Genomic DNA, 18908 nt, shown 5'->3' with positions numbered 1-18908 from the left:
ACACCCGGTGGTGACACCGGGTGTTTTTTATTGCCGCGCCGCGGTTTCCGGTCAGCGGCGGAAGACCTTGACCAGCACCAGGCCGACGACGACCGCGCCCGCGCCGATCAGGCTGTACTTCACCTTGGGTTCGTTCAGCTTCGCCAGCACCATGTGCTTGGTGTCGTCGGCGATCCGCTGCGGATCGGCGCGCACCGCGATCTCGTCGAGCGTGCTCGCCAGCCGGGTGCGGGCCAGCTCGATCTCCCGCTCGATCCGCTCGGTATCCCTAGCCACTCTTGTGTCCTCCTGTCGGATTTGGGTCCGAGTGTATCGGTCGGTATCGGCGGGGTGGGTTACCGTGCAGGAGTGACCGACAAACGACTCTCCCCCGGCGACACCGCCCCCGCGTTCACGCTGCTCGACGCCGACGGCGCCGAGGTCTCGCTGGCCGATTACCGCGGCCGCAAGGTGATCGTCTACTTCTACCCCGCCGCGAGCACACCCGGTTGCACCAAACAAGCCTGCGACTTCCGCGACAACCTCGCCGAACTGGAAGGCGCGGGCATCGAAGTGGTCGGCATCTCCCCCGACAAACCCGCCAAGCTGGCCAAATTCCGCGATGCCGAGAAGCTGACCTTCCCGCTACTGTCGGACCCGGACAAGCAGGTCCTCTCCGCCTACGGCGCGTTCGGCGAGAAGACCATGTACGGCAAGACCGTCGTCGGCGTCATCCGATCCACCTTCCTGGTGGACGAGGCGGGCAAGATCGAGGTCGCCCAGTACAACGTGCGCGCCACCGGCCATGTCGCCAAACTGCGGCGCGATCTGTCGGTATAGCCGAGCACATATCGCCACACATTTAGACGCTCTGAGCAGTATCTATTTACACATATAGTCTTTTGGGGGACTATATGTGTATGAACGAGATGACGGCCGCCCAGGCGGCCGAGGTACTCGGCATCTCACCCCGCCAGGTTGCCCGCATGGCATCCGCTGGCCGAATCGATGTGGTCAGGCGAGTCGGACGCACCCTCCTGATCGATGCTGGATCAGTGCACCGACTCGTTCGGCAACACAGACACCCCGGGCGAATTTGGACTCAGCGCACAGCATGGGGCGCGCTGACGTTGCTTTCCGGCTCCAATCCCGCGTGGATATCTCCTGCCGAACGCACTCGGCTCACTCATCGGCTCCGCAGAATGGACGCGGAAGAGCTCACACATCTGAGTTCCAACAGAGCTGACACCCATCACTTCCGCGGCAACTCCGATGCTCGGCACAACCTGCCGAACTACATCGCGGCGACCGGATCATCCGCGACGCAACACCCCGACTGGCAGCGCTTCGATCTGACTTCCGAGACCACGGGAGTCGATGGGTATATCCCGACCTCCGAACTGGCAACTCTGGTAGACCATTTCCATCTCATCCCCGATCCGGAAGGTGAGATAGTTCTTCGCACTACAGCGTTCGAGGATGCGTTCAACGCCGATGGCACCCCCTGGGCAGCGATCGCCATCGATTTGGCCGAATCTCTCGATACCCGCGAGAGTCGGGCTGGCCACAACGAACTCGCCGAACTGCTCACAAAGATGCGCCATCATGAGCGATAGCGTCGACCGCCCACTCTGGCGCATACAGGCTCCAGTAGGCGGTTGGGGCCCACCTTGGCCACAGGTGACCGAACTCGTCTCGGTTTTCCCCGGCGACCTGTGGACATTGGTCGGCGGTCTGATGGTCCAAATCCACGCCGCACATGCCAACCTGCCGATCCACAGAGCAACCATCGACATCGACATGGTTCTACATATCGAGACCGGTGCAACGACATTCGGGCGGGCCCGACGTGCCCTGGAATCGGTGGGCTATCAGCTTCATCTCCCGACCAATCGGAAAACACCTGTGCACCGATTCGAACGGGGTCCTCAGCAAATCGATGTCATGATCGCTGATCATCTGGCGCCGAGCCATCGCCCGACCGTGGCGGGACGCGAGTATTTCGCATTCCGGCCGGTACCTCGGCGCTCCGCAAGACCGTGAACTGCGACATCGAACTGTCCGAAGGCAACACCATCACAGTGAGTGTGCCGAACGTTCTCGGGGCACTGGTACTCAAAGGTGCCGCCTATCTGGAGGATTCACGCGACCGCGATCGCCATCTCGACGATGCGGCCTTATTGGCGTGCGCGATCACCAATCCGCGGGCGGATGCCCGCGAGATGTCCGGCAACGATGCCAAGCGAGTCCAAATCCTCACGACTCAGTTGCAGGACCCCTTGCACAGATCCTGGTTGGCCGTGCCCGCCGAACTGCGCAACCAAGCCCGGGATGCCCTGAGCGCGATGGTCCGCGCCCCGAAACCACTGCCACCCGTGCGGCGGCTCGGCAACCGGTGAACTCACGATTGAGGCGTGTGGCGCCCAGTACAACGTGCGCGCCACCGGCCATGTCGCCAAACTGCGGCGCGATCTGAGCGTCTAGGTCTCGAAGGAGCGGATGAAGTTTTCGTAGCCGTCCAGCATCCGCTCCAGACCGAAGTCGAAATCGAGTTTCTGCCAGTCGATTTCGTCGTCACCGAAGGGGAAGTCGGCGAAGGCCGCGATGACGCGGGGGAAGCGTCGCGGATCGATCAGGGTGGCCAGCACCGCGCCGAAGTCGTCGTCGGAGCTGTCGGTCGGGTCGATATTGCGCGCCACTCGCGCCCGGCCCATGACGTAGAAGGTCATGTTCATCAGCAACTGCATGCGCAGCGGGGGCGGCAGGGGGGTGTCGTCGAAGGTGGCCAGCCCGGCTTCGAGCCACGCCATATTGTTCGGCCCCATCGGCGGGTCGTGCACCGGGATGTCGAGCCACCAGCGGTGCGCCTCGATGGCGGCGAATTCGGCCTGCGCCCAGCGGCGCAGGCCGTCGCGCCACGGCATGCCGGGCACGATCTCCGGGGGTAGACCCAGTACCCGATCCTGGAGCATTTCGAAGAGAGTCTGCTTGCTGTCGACGTAGCGGTACAGCGACATGGCGGTGAAGCCGAGCTGCTTGGCGATCCGGCCCATGGATATCGCCGCCAGACCCTCGCCGTCACCGATCTCGATGGCGGTTTCCAGGATCTGATCCAGGCTGAGACCGCGTTTCGGTCCGCGCTCGCCGCCGGTGTCCAGCCCCCACAACAGGGCCACCGCCTTCGGTATCGCCCCGTCCTCCGGTGTCGCCATCGACGTTCATGCTCCCTTCCTGCACCCGCGGGTGTGGGCTCAATCCTGCTCGTTGCTACCCGGTACCGCGCAAGCGGTCTCCAACTCTTGCGCCCTTAAACTGTTTACTCTATAAACTGAGTTTAGTGCATACACAGTTTTGGATCGGAGCTCTGCTGATGTCCCCACAACCACCGCCCGCACTCGCGGTCCACCAACTCGGCAAGTCGTTCGGTGCGCACACGGTGCTCGACGGCATCGACCTGGAGGTCGCGGCCGGCAGCATCTTCTCCCTGCTCGGCCCCAACGGCGCCGGCAAGACCACCCTGGTCCGCATCCTCGCCACGCTCAGCGCGCCCACCACCGGCACAGCGCGCGTCTTCGGCCACGATCTCCTGCACGAGGCCGACACGGTGCGGCGGTTGATCGGCGTCACCGGTCAGTACGCCGCGGTCGACGGCGTGCTCACCGGCACCGAGAACCTGCGGCTCACCGGCAAACTCCTACACCTGGACCGCGCCGAATCCCGCACGCGCGCCACCGAATTGACAGACCGTTTCGATCTCACCGACGCCGCCGGCCGCCGGGCCGCCACCTACTCCGGCGGTATGCGCCGCCGCCTCGACCTGGCCATGAGCCTGATGGGGCGGCCGCGCATCATCTTCCTCGACGAACCCACCACCGGCCTGGACCCGCGCAGCCGCCGCGACCTGTGGCAGGTCATCCGGCGGCTCGCCGCCGACGGCGCCACCATCTTCCTGACCACCCAGTACCTGGAGGAAGCCGACCAGCTCGCGGACCGAATCGCGGTGCTGGACAACGGGAAGATCGTCGCCGAAGGCACCCCGGCCGAACTCAAACGGCTCGCGCCGGGCGGGCACATCCGGCTCGCCTTCGGCGACCGGGACGCTCTCGCCGCCGCCCTGCGAGTCGTCGACGGACAGGCCGATCCCGAACAGCTGAGCCTGCAGGTGCCCTCCGCCGGGCACGCGGACGAGGTACGCAAGCTGCTCAACCGCTTCGCCGAACTCGATATCGCCGTCGACCAGGTCACCGTGCACGTGCCCGACCTCGACGACGTCTTCTTCGCGCTGACCGGCCACCCGGCCGAGTCCGCCGCGTGAACCCGAAGGAACCACGGACATGACCACACTCACCCGCAGCGCCGCCGACGCGGGCACCATGCTCGACCGCAATATCCGCCACACGCTGCGCAGCCCCGACGCCGTGATCATGACGGTCGCGCTGCCGATCGTCATCCTGCTGATGTTCGTCTACGTCTTCGGCGGCGCGATGGACGTCGGGCCCGGACCGTACATCGACTACGTGGTGCCCGGAATCATCCTGCTGTGCGCGGGCTTCGGGGCCGGTGTCACCGCGCCGAGCCTCACCACCGATCTCGCCGATGGCATCATCGACCGGTTTCGCACCATGGCCATCGCCCGGACCGCGGTGCTCACCGGGCACGTCCTGGAAAGTCTGATCCGCAATATGCTGACCACCGGGATCGTCATCGGGGTGGCGGTGGCGCTCGGCTTCCGACCCACCGCCGACCCACTGCGCTGGCTAGGCGCACTCGGCGTGATCGCGATGTTCGTGTTCGCGCTGTCCTGGGTGGCCGCCGCGCTCGGCGTCCTGGCCAAGAGCCCGGAGGCGGCCAACGGATTCACCTTCGTCTTCATGTTCCTCCCGTATGTGAGCAGCGCGTTCGTCCCGCCGGAGTCGATGCCGAGCGCACTGCACCGGTTCGCCGAGTATCAGCCGGTCACGCCGGTGATCGAGACCATGCGCGGGCTGCTGATGGGCACGCCGATCGGGAACAGCGGATGGCTGGCCGCGCTGTGGTGCGCCGGGATCGCCGCCGTCGGATACCTGGCGGCCGGGAAGCTGTTCGAGATCCGCACCAGGGACTAGCGGATGGGAAAGGCCCGGCGCCGTTGCGGCGCCGGGCCTTTCGCGTGGTAATGGTCAGGCGGGCATGATCTGCTGTGTGGCCCACGTCATCATGATGCGAACGTGGTTGTCCCACCACTGGTAGGACTCCGGGGTGAACGCCGCGGGCGGCGGGGTCTCACCCGGGAACAGCAGCGCGCCGTTGGGCGCGCCGACCTTGACGGTGGCGCCGGGGACGCCGGTACCGGGCAGCGCGGCGGCCGGTCTCGGGGCGGTGTCCGCGGCGCCGAGTTCCTCGAGCGGCACCGAGTTCTCCGGGCCGGAGTGACCCCAACGCGAACCGACCAGGTGCGAATCGGGTGTCTGGGTGTCGAGGATCACGATCGTCGGCTCGGGACCCGGCACCGGAGCCCGGGACGGACCCGCCGCCGGCTCGACCGCACTTCCCGCCGACGATCCGCTGGACGAGCCCGTAGGAAGCGGCACCTCGTCCTGGATCAGCCGGGCATCCGCGACCACCGCGGGCGCTGTCCGCGAGTTGGCGACGTACAGGCTGCCCACGACCAGGCCGCCGGCCAGCACGCTGGCCGCAGCGACCACCGCCGCGGTGCCGCGCGCGTGATGCACGGGCTCGACCGGATCGGCCACGCCGACCAGATCGGCCATGGCACACAGCGCCGCGCCGACCGCGGGGGCCGTCGTGGCGATCGCGCAGGGCAGCACCGGGGCGCCGAAACCGTCCACCGCGGCCCGCACCTCGGGCGTGCTCGCGGCGGACCCGACCAGCACCACCGCGTCGGGACGGACGGCGGCGGCCTCGAACTGATCCCAGGCCGCGGTGACCGCTGCGCCCAGCGACTCCGGCGTCGCGCCGCCGACCTGGCTGGTGGCGGCCAGCACCCGGTCGCGGCCGCGATCGATCAGGGTGAACGCCTGGTGGCCGGGGACCACCTCGCAGATCACCAGATCGTCGAATTCGCTCAGCCACGTCATCGCGCCCGCCACGCTGAGATGCGCGGCCCGAGCCGACACCAGCGACGCGGTATGCCACTGCCCCGAGGCTAGTTCGGTGACGACGGCGCGCCGCTCGGCCGCGTCCCGGTAGGTGACGGCGGCGCCCGCGATCTGCGCCACGCCGTCGAGTTCGGCGGCGAGCGCGTCCATGACCGCGTGCACCGCCGCCGCGACATCGGCCTTGGTGTCGCCGCGTGTTTTCGCCACCAGATGCCGCAGCACCCGCTCCGGTAGCCGCTCACCGCCCTCGGCCAGCGCTACCGCGTGCACGGCACCGCGTTCGGTGGATACGCCGAGAGTGACCACTGATCGAGCTACCACTGATACGCCTTCCGCTGTGAACCCTGCGCCTGTCTGCGAGCACGCGAATGCAGGCCCGCTCGATATGGGTTCGGCACTGTTCGGGGCCTGGATGGGTGGTGAAAAGTGACAGACCTCGGACACGCAGTACGCATGCGCGTGTCGCACGCGTGTCGGTACCGCTAGCCTGGGGATGTGGATGTGCACACGGAGGCCAGGGCAAAGCGGCACCTGGACCCCGCGTTGGAGTTGCAGGACGACCCGCAGGAACTCATGCCGCGCCGCAGGCCCACACAGGAGCGCAGCAAGCGCAAGTTCGACGCCCTGTTGCAGGCGTCCCGGGAACTGCTCACCGAGGTCGGGTTCGAGTCGTTCACCTGTGAAGAGGTCGCCGCGCGCGCGGAGGTGCCGATCGGCACGCTGTACCAGTTCTTCGCCAACAAGTACGTCATCGTCTGCGAGCTGAATCGCCAGGACCTGGTGGCGGTCTCGCGCGAGCTCGCCGACTTCCACGGCGAGGTCCCCTCGCTGGACTGGTTGCGTCACATGAACCAGTTCGTCGACCACATGGCCAACCTCTGGATGACCGATCCGTCCCGCCGCGAGGTGTGGCTGGCCATGCAGTCCACCCCGTCGACCCGGGCCACCGGCGCACTGCACGAGAAGGAATTCGCCGAGGTGGTCGCGCAGATGCTGCGACCGCTCACACCACGTACCCCCCGGGTGCGCCGCACCATGATGGCCGAGGTGCTGGTCCATGTCGTCTATTCGATGCTGAACTTCTCGGTCCAGGACGAGCAGTCGCACAAGGACGCCGTCTCCGAGCTCAAGCGCCTGATGGTCGCGTATCTGCTTGTGGCCGAGAAGGAATCCCGTTCCGCAAGCGGTCGCTGAGGCCTACTATGCAGTTATGTCGATTCCGCATATGACGCAGGACGAGCAGGACCGGCCGGACCTTCCCGAGTTCATGACGTGGGACGAATTACTCGAGCTGCCCGATCAGATCGCGCGCCAGATCGAGCTCTGGGCAGGCCGTGTGGTCTGGGCACGCACCGGTACGCCCGAGCATCAGTTGTATCGCAACCTCCTCTGGAAGGAGCTGCATCGGTGCGCCCGGGAATACCGAGCCAGTACTCCGGAGCAGTGCTGGCTCGTCAACACCGAAACGAACGTCTTCCTCGACCGCAGCCACAAGAACGACTTCCTCACCCCGGATTTCGTGGCCTACCGCTGTCTGCCGAAGGAGTACGACTACGTCCATTTCGACGACGTCGCGCTGGTGGGCGAGGTCCTGTCGCCTTCGAACACCGTGTCCGACATCAGTGCGAAGAAGGCCAGATACGCCGGCGCCGGAATCCCGATGTACTGGCAGGTCGAGCTGGCCCGCGAACCCCGGGGCATAGCCCGGGTGACGGTTTCCGCGCTGCTGAGGTACGACCAGGAACTGTTCCCCGGCATCACGCCACTGAAGCCGGTGCACTACGTCGAGATCGCCGAATGGACTCCGGAGAGCAACCCCGACGGCATCCACATCTCGGTACCGTTCCCGATCCACATCCCTTGGGATGAGCTGGCGTTCTGACTATTCGGCGCTTTTGTGGGCGAAAGAAATCCCGTTCCGGACGCGTCGGCTGAGCACTACCATGCTGTTATGTCGATTCCACATAGCGGAGCTTCGGACATACCCCCGTACATCCAGGAACTCCCCAAGTACATGACCTGGGATGAGCTGGGAGATCTCCCCGACGAGGTCGCCGGGGAGATCGAACTCTGGGACGGCCGCGTGGTGTGGGCACGCACCGGATCACCCGCGCACCAGAACTACTCGGTCGAATTCCGCAATGCGCTGAAGAAGCGGGCAGCGGACGAGGCCGAGCGGAACACCCGCGACTGCTGGCGCGCGACGACGGAAACCAATGTCTTCCTCAGCCACCATCACAAAAACGATTTCCTTACCCCGGACTTCATGGTCTACCGCTGTCTGCCGGACGAGTTCGAGTATGTCCACCACAACGATGTCGCCCTGGTCGGCGAAGTCGAGTCACCATCGAACACCAGCACGGATATCGAGCACAAGAAGGCTCGATACGCCGCAGCAGGCATCCCTTGGTACTGGCACGTGCAGCTGTCACGCCACCCGCGCCGTGTCGCGGGTGTCACGGTCTTCGCTTTGCTGCGCGACATCACCGAGGTGCTGCCCGGCGTAAGTCCGTTGCATCCCTCGAACTACATCGCCATCGCCGAGTGGAATCCAGAGGACGATCCGGACGGCATCCAGATCAACTTGCCGTTCCCCATCGTTATCCCGTGGGAAGAGCTCGAGTACTGACTATTTGGCGGCGTCGCGGCCTTCGATGAGGTCGGCGAGTTCGCCCGGATCCTCCAGGACGACCATGGCGGCGGCCGTGTCGCCGTCGTGGGTCAGCGACAGGTGCACCCGGACCCGGGGCAGGAATTCGGCCGCCAGACCGTGCAATTTGATGCTGGGCCGCCCCCAGGCGTCGTTGACCACCTCGATCAGCGGGTAGGGGTTGTCGCCGATCTGTGGGCTACGGGCGAAACGTGAAGTGGCCCAGGCCTTCAGCACCGCCTCCTTGGCCGCCCAGCGGGCCGCGTAGCTGCGGGCCGGGTCGGTGCCCTTGCTCTGGCAGTACCGTCGCTCGCCGGGGGTGAAACTCTCCCGGACCATGGTGGTTCCGGCGCGATCGAGCTGTTCGGCGAACTCGGAGATGGACACCAGGTCCAGGCCGATCCCCACGATTGTCACAGCGTTGTGGCTCCTCGATATTCGGGTAAGGGGCAGCCGCCGGATCGGCGACTGCCCCTTGGATTCTCAGCAGAGTAAATCAGAGACCGGCGTCGAGCTGGCCCAGAATCGCCGCACCCGTACCGCATCCCGAGCCGTCGACCCGGTACGCCCCGCTGTCACCGAGGCGTGCCTCGGGCGAGAGCAGCACATCGGCTTCCAGCTGCCGAATCTGCTTGGCGGGGGTGCCTTCCGCACCCAGTCGCCGGTCTGCCGGACGCTCGTACAGCGGCGCGCCGCCACACATGGCCTCGGCGAACCGCTGGCGGCCCGCCAGCTGCCGCTGCTGCGCCCGCTGCTGGTACTCCTCGCGCCGGCCCGGCGCGATGGCCTGGACGAACGCCTCCGGATGCACGATCGCGAGCAGACCGGAGACGTGCCCGAAGCCGAGCGAGGTGACCAGACCGGCCTTGAGCGGGAAGCGCTCGCCGAAGCGCAGCGGCTCGCGCGCCCACACCAGGTGCGGGTAGGCCCGCATCTTCTCGTCGACGCAGTCCAGGCTCCGGTTCGGCGGCACCACACCGTGTTCCAGCACCTGGCACAGCCCGATCAGCTGGAACGCGGCCGCACCGCCCTTGGCGTGACCGGTCAGGCTCTTCTGCGACACCACGAACAGCGGCGCGCCTTCGGAGCGGCCGATCGCCGTGGCGAGCCGCTCGTGCAGCTCGGACTCGTTGGGATCGTTGGCGGCGGTGGAGGTGTCGTGCTTGGAGATGACCGCGATGTCGTCGGCTTCGACACCGAGCTTGCGCAGCTCGACCGCGAACCGCGACTGGGCGCCGCCCCGGCCCGCACCCAGCGCACCGAGTCCGGGCGCGGGGATGGAGGTGTGCACACCGTCGGCGAAGGACTGCGCGTAGGCCACCACGCCGAGTACCGGCAGACCCATTTCCAGCGCCACGTCGCCGCGGGCCAGCAGCACCGTGCCGCCGCCCTGCGATTCGACGAAGCCGCCGCGACGACGGTCGTTGGCGCGGGAGAAGTAGCGGTCGCTGATTCCCTTGGCGCTCATGGCCGCCGAGTCCGCGGTGGCCGACATGTCACCGAAGCCGACGATGCCCTCGATACCGAGATCGTCGTAGCCGCCGGCCACCACGAGTTCGGCCTTGCCGAGCTTGATCTTGTCGACGCCCTCCTCGACCGACACCGCGGCCGTGGCGCAGGCCGCGACCGGATGCACCATCGCGCCGTAGCTGCCGACGTAGGACTGCACCACATGCGCCAGCGCCACGTTCGGAAGCGCTTCCTGGAGAATGTCGTTCGGGCGCGACTCGCCGAGCAGGTTGTCGACGTAGAGCGAACGCATCGAGGACATGCCGCCCATGCCGGTGCCCTGGGTGTTGGCCACCAGCGACGGGTGCACCCAGCTCATCAGCTCGGCCGGGCTGAATCCGGAAGACAGGAACGCGTCCACGGTGCAGACGATGTTCCACAGCGCCACCCGGTCCACCGAGGCCGCCATATCGGCGGAGATACCCCAGATGGTCGGGTCCCAGCCGGTGGGGATCTGGCCGCCGACGGTGCGCGAGAGCTTGGCCCGGCGCGGCACCCGGATCTCGGTGCCCGCCTTGCGGGTCACGGTCCAGTCGCCGGAATCGGCGACCGGGGTGATGATCGTCTGCTCCGGGTTGGCGACCTGGAAGGCTCGCGCTTCGGCTTCGCTGCCGACCGTGAACGACAGGTCCTCGTCGAGGAACACCGACGTCATCAATGGCGCGGAGTTGTCGACCATGGCGCCCTCGTCGGCGTAGCGGCGCACGCCGCAGCGTTCGACCACGGCGTCGTGGTAGCGCTGCGCCAGCTCCGATTCCGGGACGTAGTCGCCGGATTCGGTGTCGTACCAGCCCGGCTTGGGATCGTTCTCCCAGGTCACCAGGCCGGTGGTCCAGGCCAGCTCGAGCACGCCCGCCGCGGAGAGCGTGTCGTCGACCTCCACCTCGAAGCGGGTGCGCGCCGAACCGTAGGGGCCGAGCTCGCCGGCGCCGACGATGACGACCATGTCGGCGAGATCGGCGGTGACCTCGCCCCACTCCGGCACCGGCAGTGCCGAGGTCTGGGTAGGCGGCGCGGGCAGCGCCGAAATCGTCACCGCCGCATCGTCTTCGACGACCTCGTCGGCCGCCTCGTCCGCGGCCTGCTTGGCCAGGGCGGGCAGATCCAGCTTGGCTTTGGCCAGCCCGCCGGTGAGGTCGATCTGCTGCGGTCCGGCGATGGTGACCTGACGGGCCCGCGAGGTGCACCACTTGAGCAGCTCGTCGGCCATCTCGGCGGTGGACCAGGTCTGCACGCCCGCCTGCTCGACGGCCGCGACCATCGGGTCGTTGTGGCCCATCAGGCCGGTGCCGCGCACCCAGCCGATCAGCGCGTGCACCAGGGTGACCCGCGTCGACCAGGACTTCTCGGCCCGCCACTTGGCGACCACCGCGTCCAGCGCGGCCTTGGACTCGCCGTAGGCGCCGTCCCCGCCGAACATGCCGCGGTTGGGTGAACCCGGCAGCACCACATGCAGTTTCGCGTCCACGTCGTGGTCGGCGCCGAGCTTGGACAGCCCGCCGATCAGCCGCTCGACCGACCAGAGCAGGACCCGCATCTCCATTTCGGCGCGAGCGCCGGCGTCGGCCAGGTCACCCGCGACCCGCGGCGCCGCGAACGGCAGCAGCAGGGTGGGGGTCATGGCGTCCTTGGTCTTGAGCTTGGCGCCGCCCGCGTTGTCGACCTGCTCGGTGCCGACCCACTCGATCAGCGCGTCGATATCGGAGTAGGAGGCCATGTTCGCGGGCACCACCCACAGCGCCGCGCCATGGCGGGCGTTGTCGCGGTAGAGCTTCCGGTAGAACGCGAGCCGGTCGTCGTTGAGGCTCGAGGTGGTGACCACCACGGTCGCGCCGCCGCCGAGCAGTCGCCCGGTGACCGCGGCGGCGATGGAACCCTTGCTGGCGCCGGTGATCACGGCGATATCGGAGGACCACAGGCCCGGGTCCTCGGTGCTCAGTGCGGCCTCGGCGATCCGGCCGTAGACGCCGGCCAACACCGAGCGGGCTTCGCTCTTGGCCCGCTCACGCCACCAGTTCGCCTGTGCGGCAACGGCTTCGCCCGCGCCCAGATATCCGTCGACGGCGATGTCGGCAGTGTCGGAACCTACGGGGGTGGCAGCCGTCGGAGCTTGCGGAGACGGCGGGGTGGGTGAACCCAGCCAGAGGGTGACCAGGTCTTCGCGGGCCGTCGCCCAGCGGTCGTCGATCAGCACGGCCTTCTTCGCGTCGAAGGCGGGCGCGACCAATCGCGGCCAGTCCGAACCCAATTCGGCCGAGACCAGATCGACCAGGGTGTCCGGGGTGGTCTCGGGGGCCGAGATCCGCTCGGACAGGCCGAGCTGCTCGAGCACCACCCGCGCGGCCGTGGCCAGCACGCCGTCGCGGCCGGTGATCTGCTCGGTGAACTCGCCGAGGGCGGCCGCGTCCACGGTCGCTCCCCCACCGCCACCGGCGGAGGGCAGCGAGACCGCGACACCGCGCCGAGCGGCGACCGCCTGCACAGCGGCGTCGATGGCCGCGTCGACCGCGGCGCCGTCGCCGAGCGCACCGGAGACGAGTCCGCCGAGATCGCCGCCGCGCACGCTGACACCCTCGCGGGTGCCGAGCGAGACCTCCGCAGTGACGTGGCTGGCCCAGCCGTCACCGAGCTCCCAGACCTTCTTGACCCGCTCGGCGATGGCCGCGGGCCGCTTGCCGGAGGGACCGAACACCTTGCGCAGGTGATCGCCGATGGCATCGGACAGCACCGAGCCGAAGGGCTTGTAGGTGCGCGCCAGGCGTTCCACGGTGGCCGCGAGCGCGCCCATGTCGGCATCGGCCGCGCCGTCGATGGCGCCCAGCGAGAGTTCCGCGCCGAGGTCGACCAGCAGCTGGTTGCGCCGCGAGGAGACGCCGTCGCAGAGGCCCTCGATGGTGTCGACCGGGCCGATCTGGTCCAGCCGCAGCTTGGTCCACAGCGCGATCAGCACGCGGGTGGCGTCGGCGGCGGAGAACCCGATGTCGTCCGGTCGCGGCCCGCCGGAGGGGGCGGCGGGCGCGGCGACCGGCGCGACCGGCGCCGCGGTGGCGGCTTCGGCCGTCGCGGCGACCGGCTCGTCCGCGGGCTCGTCGACCGGGGCGGGATCGGTGTCGGTCGAGTAGACGACGCCCGCCTCGCGCTCGATATTGAGCACCTCGACGGTGACGCCGCCGAAGTCCGGCAGCTTGAGGGTCTGACTGGCCAGGTTCGCCACGGTCGGCGTGGCGCCCAGGCCGATCTCGAGGAACCGCTCGACGCCGAGCCCGCCGTGCGCGGTATCGGTGAAGAGCAGGTCCTGGGTCTCGATCCAGCGCACCGGGCTGGCGAACTGCCAGGCCAGCAGCTCGATCAGCAGCACCCGGCAGAGTTCGGCCGGTCGCTGCGCCCAGCTCTCGAAGTCGGCCAGCACCGCGTTCAGCGGCTCGGACGGCACCAGATCGGCGATCTCGGCGAGGAATTCGCGATCCAGCGTGAACGGCCGCGGTACCAGGTTCGGAATGTAGCGTCCGACAAGCACTTCCGGATCCAGCACCGCGGGCAGCAGCTGCTCGAGCTTGTGCCGGAACTCCGGGACGCCCTTGCGCAGCACCGTGGAGTGGAACGGCACATCGATGCCGGGCACCAGGATGAAGGCCCGCTTGCCGCCGAATTCCGCACGGCGGCGGTCGATCTCGGCCTCCAGCGCCTCGAGGCCCGCGACCGTGCCAGCGATGGCGTACTGCGATCCGCGCAGATTCAGGTTGACGACCTCGAGGAACTCGCCGGCCTGCTCGCCCACGCCTTGGACGAACCCGACCACCTCGGCGTCCGGCAGCCCGATCTGCGACGGACGGATCGCTGCCATCCGATAGTTACTGCGCCCCTTGGCATCTCGCGGCACCAGCTCGTGCATGGCAGAGCCGCGCTGGAACACCACCTCGAGCACCGCCTCCAGCGGCAGCACCCCGGCCACGGCGGCCAGCGCGTTGTACTCGCCGACCGAATGCCCGGCCAGCATGGCGCCCTCGACGAATGCGCCCGCCTCCCGCAGCTCCGCGACCTGCGCGACCCCGAGGACCGCCATGGCGACCTGGGTGAACTGGGTCAGGTGCAGCACGCCGTCCGGATGCCGGTGCTCGACGCCGCGCGCCTTGAGATAGGTCGGGTTGTCGCGTACCACCGCGAGGATCGAGAAGCCCAGCGCCGCACGGGTGTGCTTGTCGGCGCGCTCCCAGATCTCCTTGGCGGCCTTGGAGCGCGACCGCGCGTCCAGACCCATGCCCTTGCGCTGGATGCCCTGACCCGGGAAGGCGTACACCGTCTTCGGCGCGGCCGTGCGGCCGGTCGCGGTCATCACCAGATCGCCGCCGGTGCGGCAGGAGACCTCGATGATCTCACTGCCCGCGTCCACCGCGACCCGCTCGACCCGGACGTCGATCTCCGCGCCGGGGCGGACCATGCCCAGGAAGCGGGTGGTCCAGGCGGTGAGAGTGCGTGCGGGAACCGTACTTTCGGGATCCACCGCGGATACCGCGTGCTGCGCGGCTGCCGAGAGCCACATGCCGTGCACGATCGGGCTGCCGAGCCCGGCCAGCCGGGCGGCGGAGGAGCTGGTGTGGATCGGGTTGTGGTCGCCGGAGACATGCGCGAACGCGTGCATGGTGCGCGGCGCGACGATGGTGACATCCCGGCGGCGGCGACGCGGCGTGTCGGTCGCACCGCCGGACAGCGTGCCCGCGGCGCGCGGCGGATCGGTGAGCTCACCCGTGCCGTTGCGGCCGCGGATGGCGAAACGCTCGGTCAGGGTCGCGACGGTCGGCATGGACAGCCCGGTCTCGGGCTTGTCGAGCATGCCGGTGATCTTCACCCGGACCTCGACGACCCGGCCCATATCGGTGTCGAGGGTCTCCCCCGCCTCCGCGCGGACCGCGAGAACGCTGGTGGCGGACGGCAATTCGGCCGTCAGCTCGATCTGGTGATCGAGATGGACCAGATCCAGCATACCTTCGATGACACTGGTCCCAGCCGCATTGCGCGTAGCACCGAGCACCGCGAACACGGCAGGCCAGCAGGCGCCGACCAGCACGTCGGGGACGGTGCGGCCGAGCGTGCTCAGCGTGGCGGGCATACCCGAACCGGTGACACCGGCGTGATCGGCGATCAGATCCGGGGTCCAAGCGATATTCACATGCGCGACACCGCCCTTGACCTCCGGCAGCGACTGCCCCGCGGCCACCGCCAGCAGCGCGGACATGGCCGTGTCGGCGTCCGCCTCGGTGATGACGGGCGCGCCGCCGTTGAACGTGGAGGCGGGCACCGTGATCCGGATGGTCACCGCGTCCCGGCCCAGCAGCGGCACCGTCAGCTCGACGTAGGAGTGGTCGGCCTCCGGGCCCTCGGTCTCGACCAGGGTCGCGCCGGTGCGCGGGTGCACCGCCCCCTTGCCGTCGACGGTCCACTCGTCCAGATCACCCAGGCGGTGAATCGGATTGATGGTGGTGCGGCCCGCCCACTCGACATCCGGCGCGGCCAGCACCGCGTCGATCGGACCGGCGGTCACGCCCGCGACCCGGCGTGCGTCCACAGCGACCGGAACCACCCCGGCGCGGACCAGCGAGTACGCGGTGTCCTGCTCGAAACGGTCCAGCAGCTCACCGACCGGCTCGTCGACCCGGGTGATGCCCGCGACCGCGACCGTGCCCGGAATGACGCACACCTGGTCGGCCGAGTAGCGCGGATCATGGGCCTGCCACAGCGAATCCGAGCGCCACCAGCGGCGCACGTCGCCGTCGACCACCGGCACGAAGTTCACCGGCTTACCCGGGGTCTTGCACAGGCTGACGAAGAACGGGACGTCCGCCGGATGCAGCAGCGTCTCGGCGGCCGCCGGGTACTGCTGCTTCAGCGCGCACAGCGCGTCCACCGGGCGCTCGAAGGCCGCGGCGGTGGCGAACAGCGTGGGGATCTCGCCCCGATCGGCGGGATGCAGGCGAGATTCGGTGCGGCGCACCATCTCCGCGAAACGGTCCCGCCAGGTGATGTCGAGCCACACCGAGCGGGTGGCGTCCAGAATGGCCTCGCCCAGATCGCTGCCGCAGTCGAAATCCTTGCGGCGGTCCAGGCCGACCGCGAGCTCGACGTAGCGCTCCAGCCACTCCAGGTAGGTCATGGTGGCGACATCGCCGAAGTACGGCTTGGCGGTGCCGTTCAGCGCCGCGATGATCTCGTCCCGGCGCTCGGCGACCGCGTCGGCGTCACCGGCGACCTCGTCCAGCAGGCGGCCGGTGCGCGAGGCGGCGTTGTCGATCTCGTGGATATCGGCACCCAATTGGCTACGGCCGGAAGCCATTCCGCCGCTGGCCGTGCCGGCGCCGACCCAGTCCGGGGTGCCGGGGGTGTCCACCAGCAGTTGCTTGACCTCGGGTGCGGTGGTCGCCTCCAGGGTGGCCATGGCGGCCGTGCCGACCAGCACGCCGTCCAGCGGCATCACCGGGTAGCCGTGCGGGGTCGCCCACTCGCCGGTCAAGTATTCGGTGGCACGCTCGGGGGTGCCGATGCCGCCGCCGACGCAGATCACCACATTGGCGCGGGCGCGCAGCTCGGCGTAGGTCTCGAGCAGCAGGTCGTCCAGGTCTTCCCAGGAGTGGTGACCACCGGCCTTGCCGCCCTCGATGTGCATGATCACCGGGTAGCCCGGGACCTCGTCGGCGATCCGCAGCACCGCGCGGATCTGGGCCACGGTGCCCGGCTTGAACGCGACATGCGAGATGCCGACCTCGGTGAGCTCCTGGATCAGCGCGACCGCTTCCTCCAGCTCCGGGATACCGGCCGTGACGATGACACCGTCGAACGGTGCGCCCGCCGTGCGCGCCTTCTGTACCAGGCGCTTGCCGCCGAGCTGGAGCTTCCACAGGTAGGGGTCCAGGAACAGCGAGTTGAACTGCACCGCGCGACCCGGGTGCAGCAGTGTCTGCAATTCGGCGACCCGGTCGGCGAAGATCTGCTCGGTCACCTGACCGCCGCCGGCCAGCTCGGCCCAGTGGCCCGCGTTGGCGGCCGCCGCGACGATCTTCGCGTCGACGGTGGTCGGGGTCATGCCGGCGAGCAGTACCGGCGAACGACCGGTCAGCTTGGTGAACGCGGTTTCCACCACGATCCGGCCGTTGGGCAGCCGAACCGGCTTGGGCGCGAACGCCGTCCACGGCTGGGCCAGCTCGGGCGCGGCGCCCGGGGTAAGCAGGCTGCGCTGCCCGGCACGGGTGGCCGCGGCGACGATGCCGACGCCGGTGCCCTTCAGCGAACCCGAGGTGAGCCGGCTCAGCAGATCGCCCGGGCCCAGATCCAGCATCCACTGCGCACCGGTGGCGACCGCGGCGTCCACGGTGGCCACCCAGTCGATCGGGTCGACCAGGATCTCACGGGTCAGCGAGCTCGCGAGCGCGGCATCCAGACCGCACTGCTCGGCCCAGCCGCCGACCAGGTCGACGGTGTCCTCGAGTGCCGGGTGATGGAAGGCGACATCGACGGTCAGATCCTCGAACACCGGCGCGAAGACCGCGCCGCCGCGGGTCTTCGCCTCGCGCGCCTTGGTCTGCTCGTCGTGAATCGCCGTGCAGCGCTGCCGCACTCGCTCCAGCTGCGCCGGGGTACCCGACAGCACCGCCCGGCGACGGCCGTTGACGATCGAGACCACCGCGGCGGCCATCGGGTCCACACCCGCGCTCACCTCGGCAACGACCTGACGCAGCCGCGCCGGATCGACATTGGAGACGGCGACCATCGGCGACTTCGCGCCGACGGGCATCAGGCCGCGCCGACGAGCCACCAAACCAGCTGCGGCGCCGATCAATTGGGCGATCGCGAGGAGTTCGGCGTCTCGGTCGCCCGCGGCTTCGACCGCGGTCGCGGCCAGCCGGCCCTGCGAGTGACCGACGACGGCCACGGGGGCGTGTTCGGCCGGGTCGAGCCCCTGCAACTTCAGCGCCTTGAGCGCGGCCAGCTGGGTCAGCAGCACGCCCGGCATGGATACCGCGGCCGAACGCAGCACCTCCGGCGCCGGTGCGGTCGAGACTTCCTCGTCGGCGAGCTCGTCCTCGAGCATCCAGCCGACCGGGTCGAAGCCGACCGGGCGCACCACCAGCAGTTGCGCCGCAACGGGTTCCAGTAGCGCCGCGGCCTCGTTGACCAGCGCGGTCAGTTCGGGTTCCAGCGCGCTGTCGCGGCCGATCTCTTCCAGTTCGCCCAGCCAGCGCGCGCCTTGTCCGCCGAATGCGAGCGCATAGGGGGTACCGCTGAGCAGACGATCCACCAGTGGCGCCCGCTGATCCTGCGCGGCACCCATCTTCGCGTTCGTTCCGGTCCCGGTCTCAGTGCTCTCGTTGATCGTCAAGACGCTTCGACTTCCTTACTCCTGGCGGTGCGCCCACGGACCCACCGCTCCCTCCGGTACGCAGGGTGCTGTTCGACCTCTAGGCCTGATACGGGCGAGGATGGCACAAAATCATGAGGAAAGCCTCACGTTTGCCTCCCCAGCCCAGCCTTACCCTCCAGTATTCATGCACGGTCGTACCAGAACGCCGAGAAACATGAGGGCCACTCACGTTTGAACCCGCAGGTCTACCGGTTACCAACCCGTACGAAACATGAGTGCCCCTCATATTGGCCGTTACCTAATCGTTATAACCCCAGGTCGT

General features: G+C 68.4%; 14 protein-coding genes and 2 pseudogenes. 11 read left to right on the top strand and 5 right to left on the bottom strand.

Going from position 1 to position 18908, the window contains the following annotated elements:
- Nucleotides 1-51: 51 nt before the first annotated feature.
- The gene (locus ACFVMC_RS28355) at nt 52-276 is read right to left on the bottom strand and encodes a DUF3618 domain-containing protein (protein WP_379215234.1); all 225 of its coding nucleotides are present in this window, start codon (nt 274-276) and stop codon (nt 52-54) included.
- Between the two features lie 72 nt (nt 277-348).
- Between ACFVMC_RS28355 and bcp the strand changes: the two genes are divergently transcribed.
- The 6 genes and pseudogenes from bcp to ACFVMC_RS28325 all read left to right on the top strand — a co-directional run.
- Nucleotides 349-819, top strand: a complete 471-nt coding sequence (gene bcp / locus ACFVMC_RS28350) for a thioredoxin-dependent thiol peroxidase (RefSeq protein WP_379215232.1) — start codon at nt 349-351, stop codon at nt 817-819.
- Nucleotides 820-893: 74 nt separating this feature from the next.
- Nucleotides 894-1046, top strand: a pseudogene (locus ACFVMC_RS28345) (helix-turn-helix domain-containing protein); the annotation flags it as partial.
- Between the two features lie 135 nt (nt 1047-1181).
- Complete coding sequence (locus ACFVMC_RS28340) at nt 1182-1595, top strand: hypothetical protein (protein WP_379215339.1); 414 nt, start codon at nt 1182-1184, stop codon at nt 1593-1595.
- 64 nt (nt 1596-1659) lie between these two features.
- A complete protein-coding gene (locus ACFVMC_RS28335; protein ID WP_379215230.1) occupies nt 1660-2022 on the top strand; it encodes a hypothetical protein in 363 nt (120 codons plus the stop codon).
- A 38-nt stretch (nt 2023-2060) separates the two neighbouring features.
- A complete protein-coding gene (locus tag ACFVMC_RS28330; protein ID WP_379215228.1) occupies nt 2061-2378 on the top strand; it encodes a hypothetical protein in 318 nt (105 codons plus the stop codon).
- A 22-nt stretch (nt 2379-2400) separates the two neighbouring features.
- Nucleotides 2401-2463, top strand: a pseudogene (locus ACFVMC_RS28325) (peroxiredoxin); the annotation flags it as partial.
- Here the strand turns inward: ACFVMC_RS28325 and ACFVMC_RS28320 are convergent.
- Nucleotides 2460-3191: a TetR/AcrR family transcriptional regulator gene (locus ACFVMC_RS28320; RefSeq protein WP_379215226.1), complete on the bottom strand. Its 732-nt coding sequence runs from the start codon at nt 3189-3191 to the stop codon at nt 2460-2462. The pseudogene ACFVMC_RS28325 and the gene ACFVMC_RS28320 sit on opposite strands and share 4 nt — an antisense overlap.
- Before the next feature lie 158 nt (nt 3192-3349).
- Here ACFVMC_RS28320 and ACFVMC_RS28315 point away from each other — a divergent pair, with 158 nt between their 5' ends.
- Nucleotides 3350-4294: an ATP-binding cassette domain-containing protein gene (locus ACFVMC_RS28315; RefSeq protein WP_379215224.1), complete on the top strand. Its 945-nt coding sequence runs from the start codon at nt 3350-3352 to the stop codon at nt 4292-4294.
- A 19-nt stretch (nt 4295-4313) separates the two neighbouring features.
- Nucleotides 4314-5084: an ABC transporter permease gene (locus ACFVMC_RS28310; protein ID WP_379215222.1), complete on the top strand. Its 771-nt coding sequence runs from the start codon at nt 4314-4316 to the stop codon at nt 5082-5084.
- Between the two features lie 54 nt (nt 5085-5138).
- On the opposite strand, the gene ACFVMC_RS28305 is transcribed toward ACFVMC_RS28310, so the two are convergent.
- Nucleotides 5139-6398, bottom strand: a complete 1260-nt coding sequence (locus ACFVMC_RS28305; protein WP_379215220.1) for a hypothetical protein — start codon at nt 6396-6398, stop codon at nt 5139-5141.
- A 252-nt stretch (nt 6399-6650) separates the two neighbouring features.
- Here ACFVMC_RS28305 and ACFVMC_RS28300 point away from each other — a divergent pair, with 252 nt between their 5' ends.
- From ACFVMC_RS28300 to ACFVMC_RS28290, 3 genes are all read left to right on the top strand, one after another.
- Entirely contained in the window at nt 6651-7271 is a 621-nt protein-coding gene (locus tag ACFVMC_RS28300; protein ID WP_379215335.1) for a TetR family transcriptional regulator, read from the top strand.
- A gap of 16 nt (nt 7272-7287) precedes the next feature.
- Entirely contained in the window at nt 7288-7959 is a 672-nt protein-coding gene (locus tag ACFVMC_RS28295; RefSeq protein WP_379215218.1) for a Uma2 family endonuclease, read from the top strand.
- Nucleotides 7960-8028: 69 nt separating this feature from the next.
- Nucleotides 8029-8706: a Uma2 family endonuclease gene (locus ACFVMC_RS28290; protein WP_379215216.1), complete on the top strand. Its 678-nt coding sequence runs from the start codon at nt 8029-8031 to the stop codon at nt 8704-8706.
- Here ACFVMC_RS28290 and ACFVMC_RS28285 read toward each other — a convergent pair whose 3' ends face one another.
- Both ACFVMC_RS28285 and ACFVMC_RS28280 read right to left on the bottom strand, forming a co-directional pair.
- On the bottom strand, nt 8707-9144 hold the full coding sequence (locus ACFVMC_RS28285) for a holo-ACP synthase (RefSeq protein WP_379215214.1): 438 nt from the start codon (nt 9142-9144) through the stop codon (nt 8707-8709).
- A gap of 79 nt (nt 9145-9223) precedes the next feature.
- Nucleotides 9224-18556 (bottom strand): fatty acid synthase subunit beta domain-containing protein, encoded by a 9333-nt coding sequence (locus ACFVMC_RS28280; RefSeq protein ID WP_379215212.1) that lies wholly within the window; start codon nt 18554-18556, stop codon nt 9224-9226.
- Nucleotides 18557-18908 lie beyond the last annotated feature (352 nt).

This window comes from Nocardia sp. NPDC127579, from assembly GCF_042672005.1.
GTDB lineage: Bacteria > Actinomycetota > Actinomycetes > Mycobacteriales > Mycobacteriaceae > Nocardia.
The sequence above is the reverse complement of the archived record's forward strand: the minus strand, read 5'-3'. Positions and strand labels throughout refer to the sequence as shown.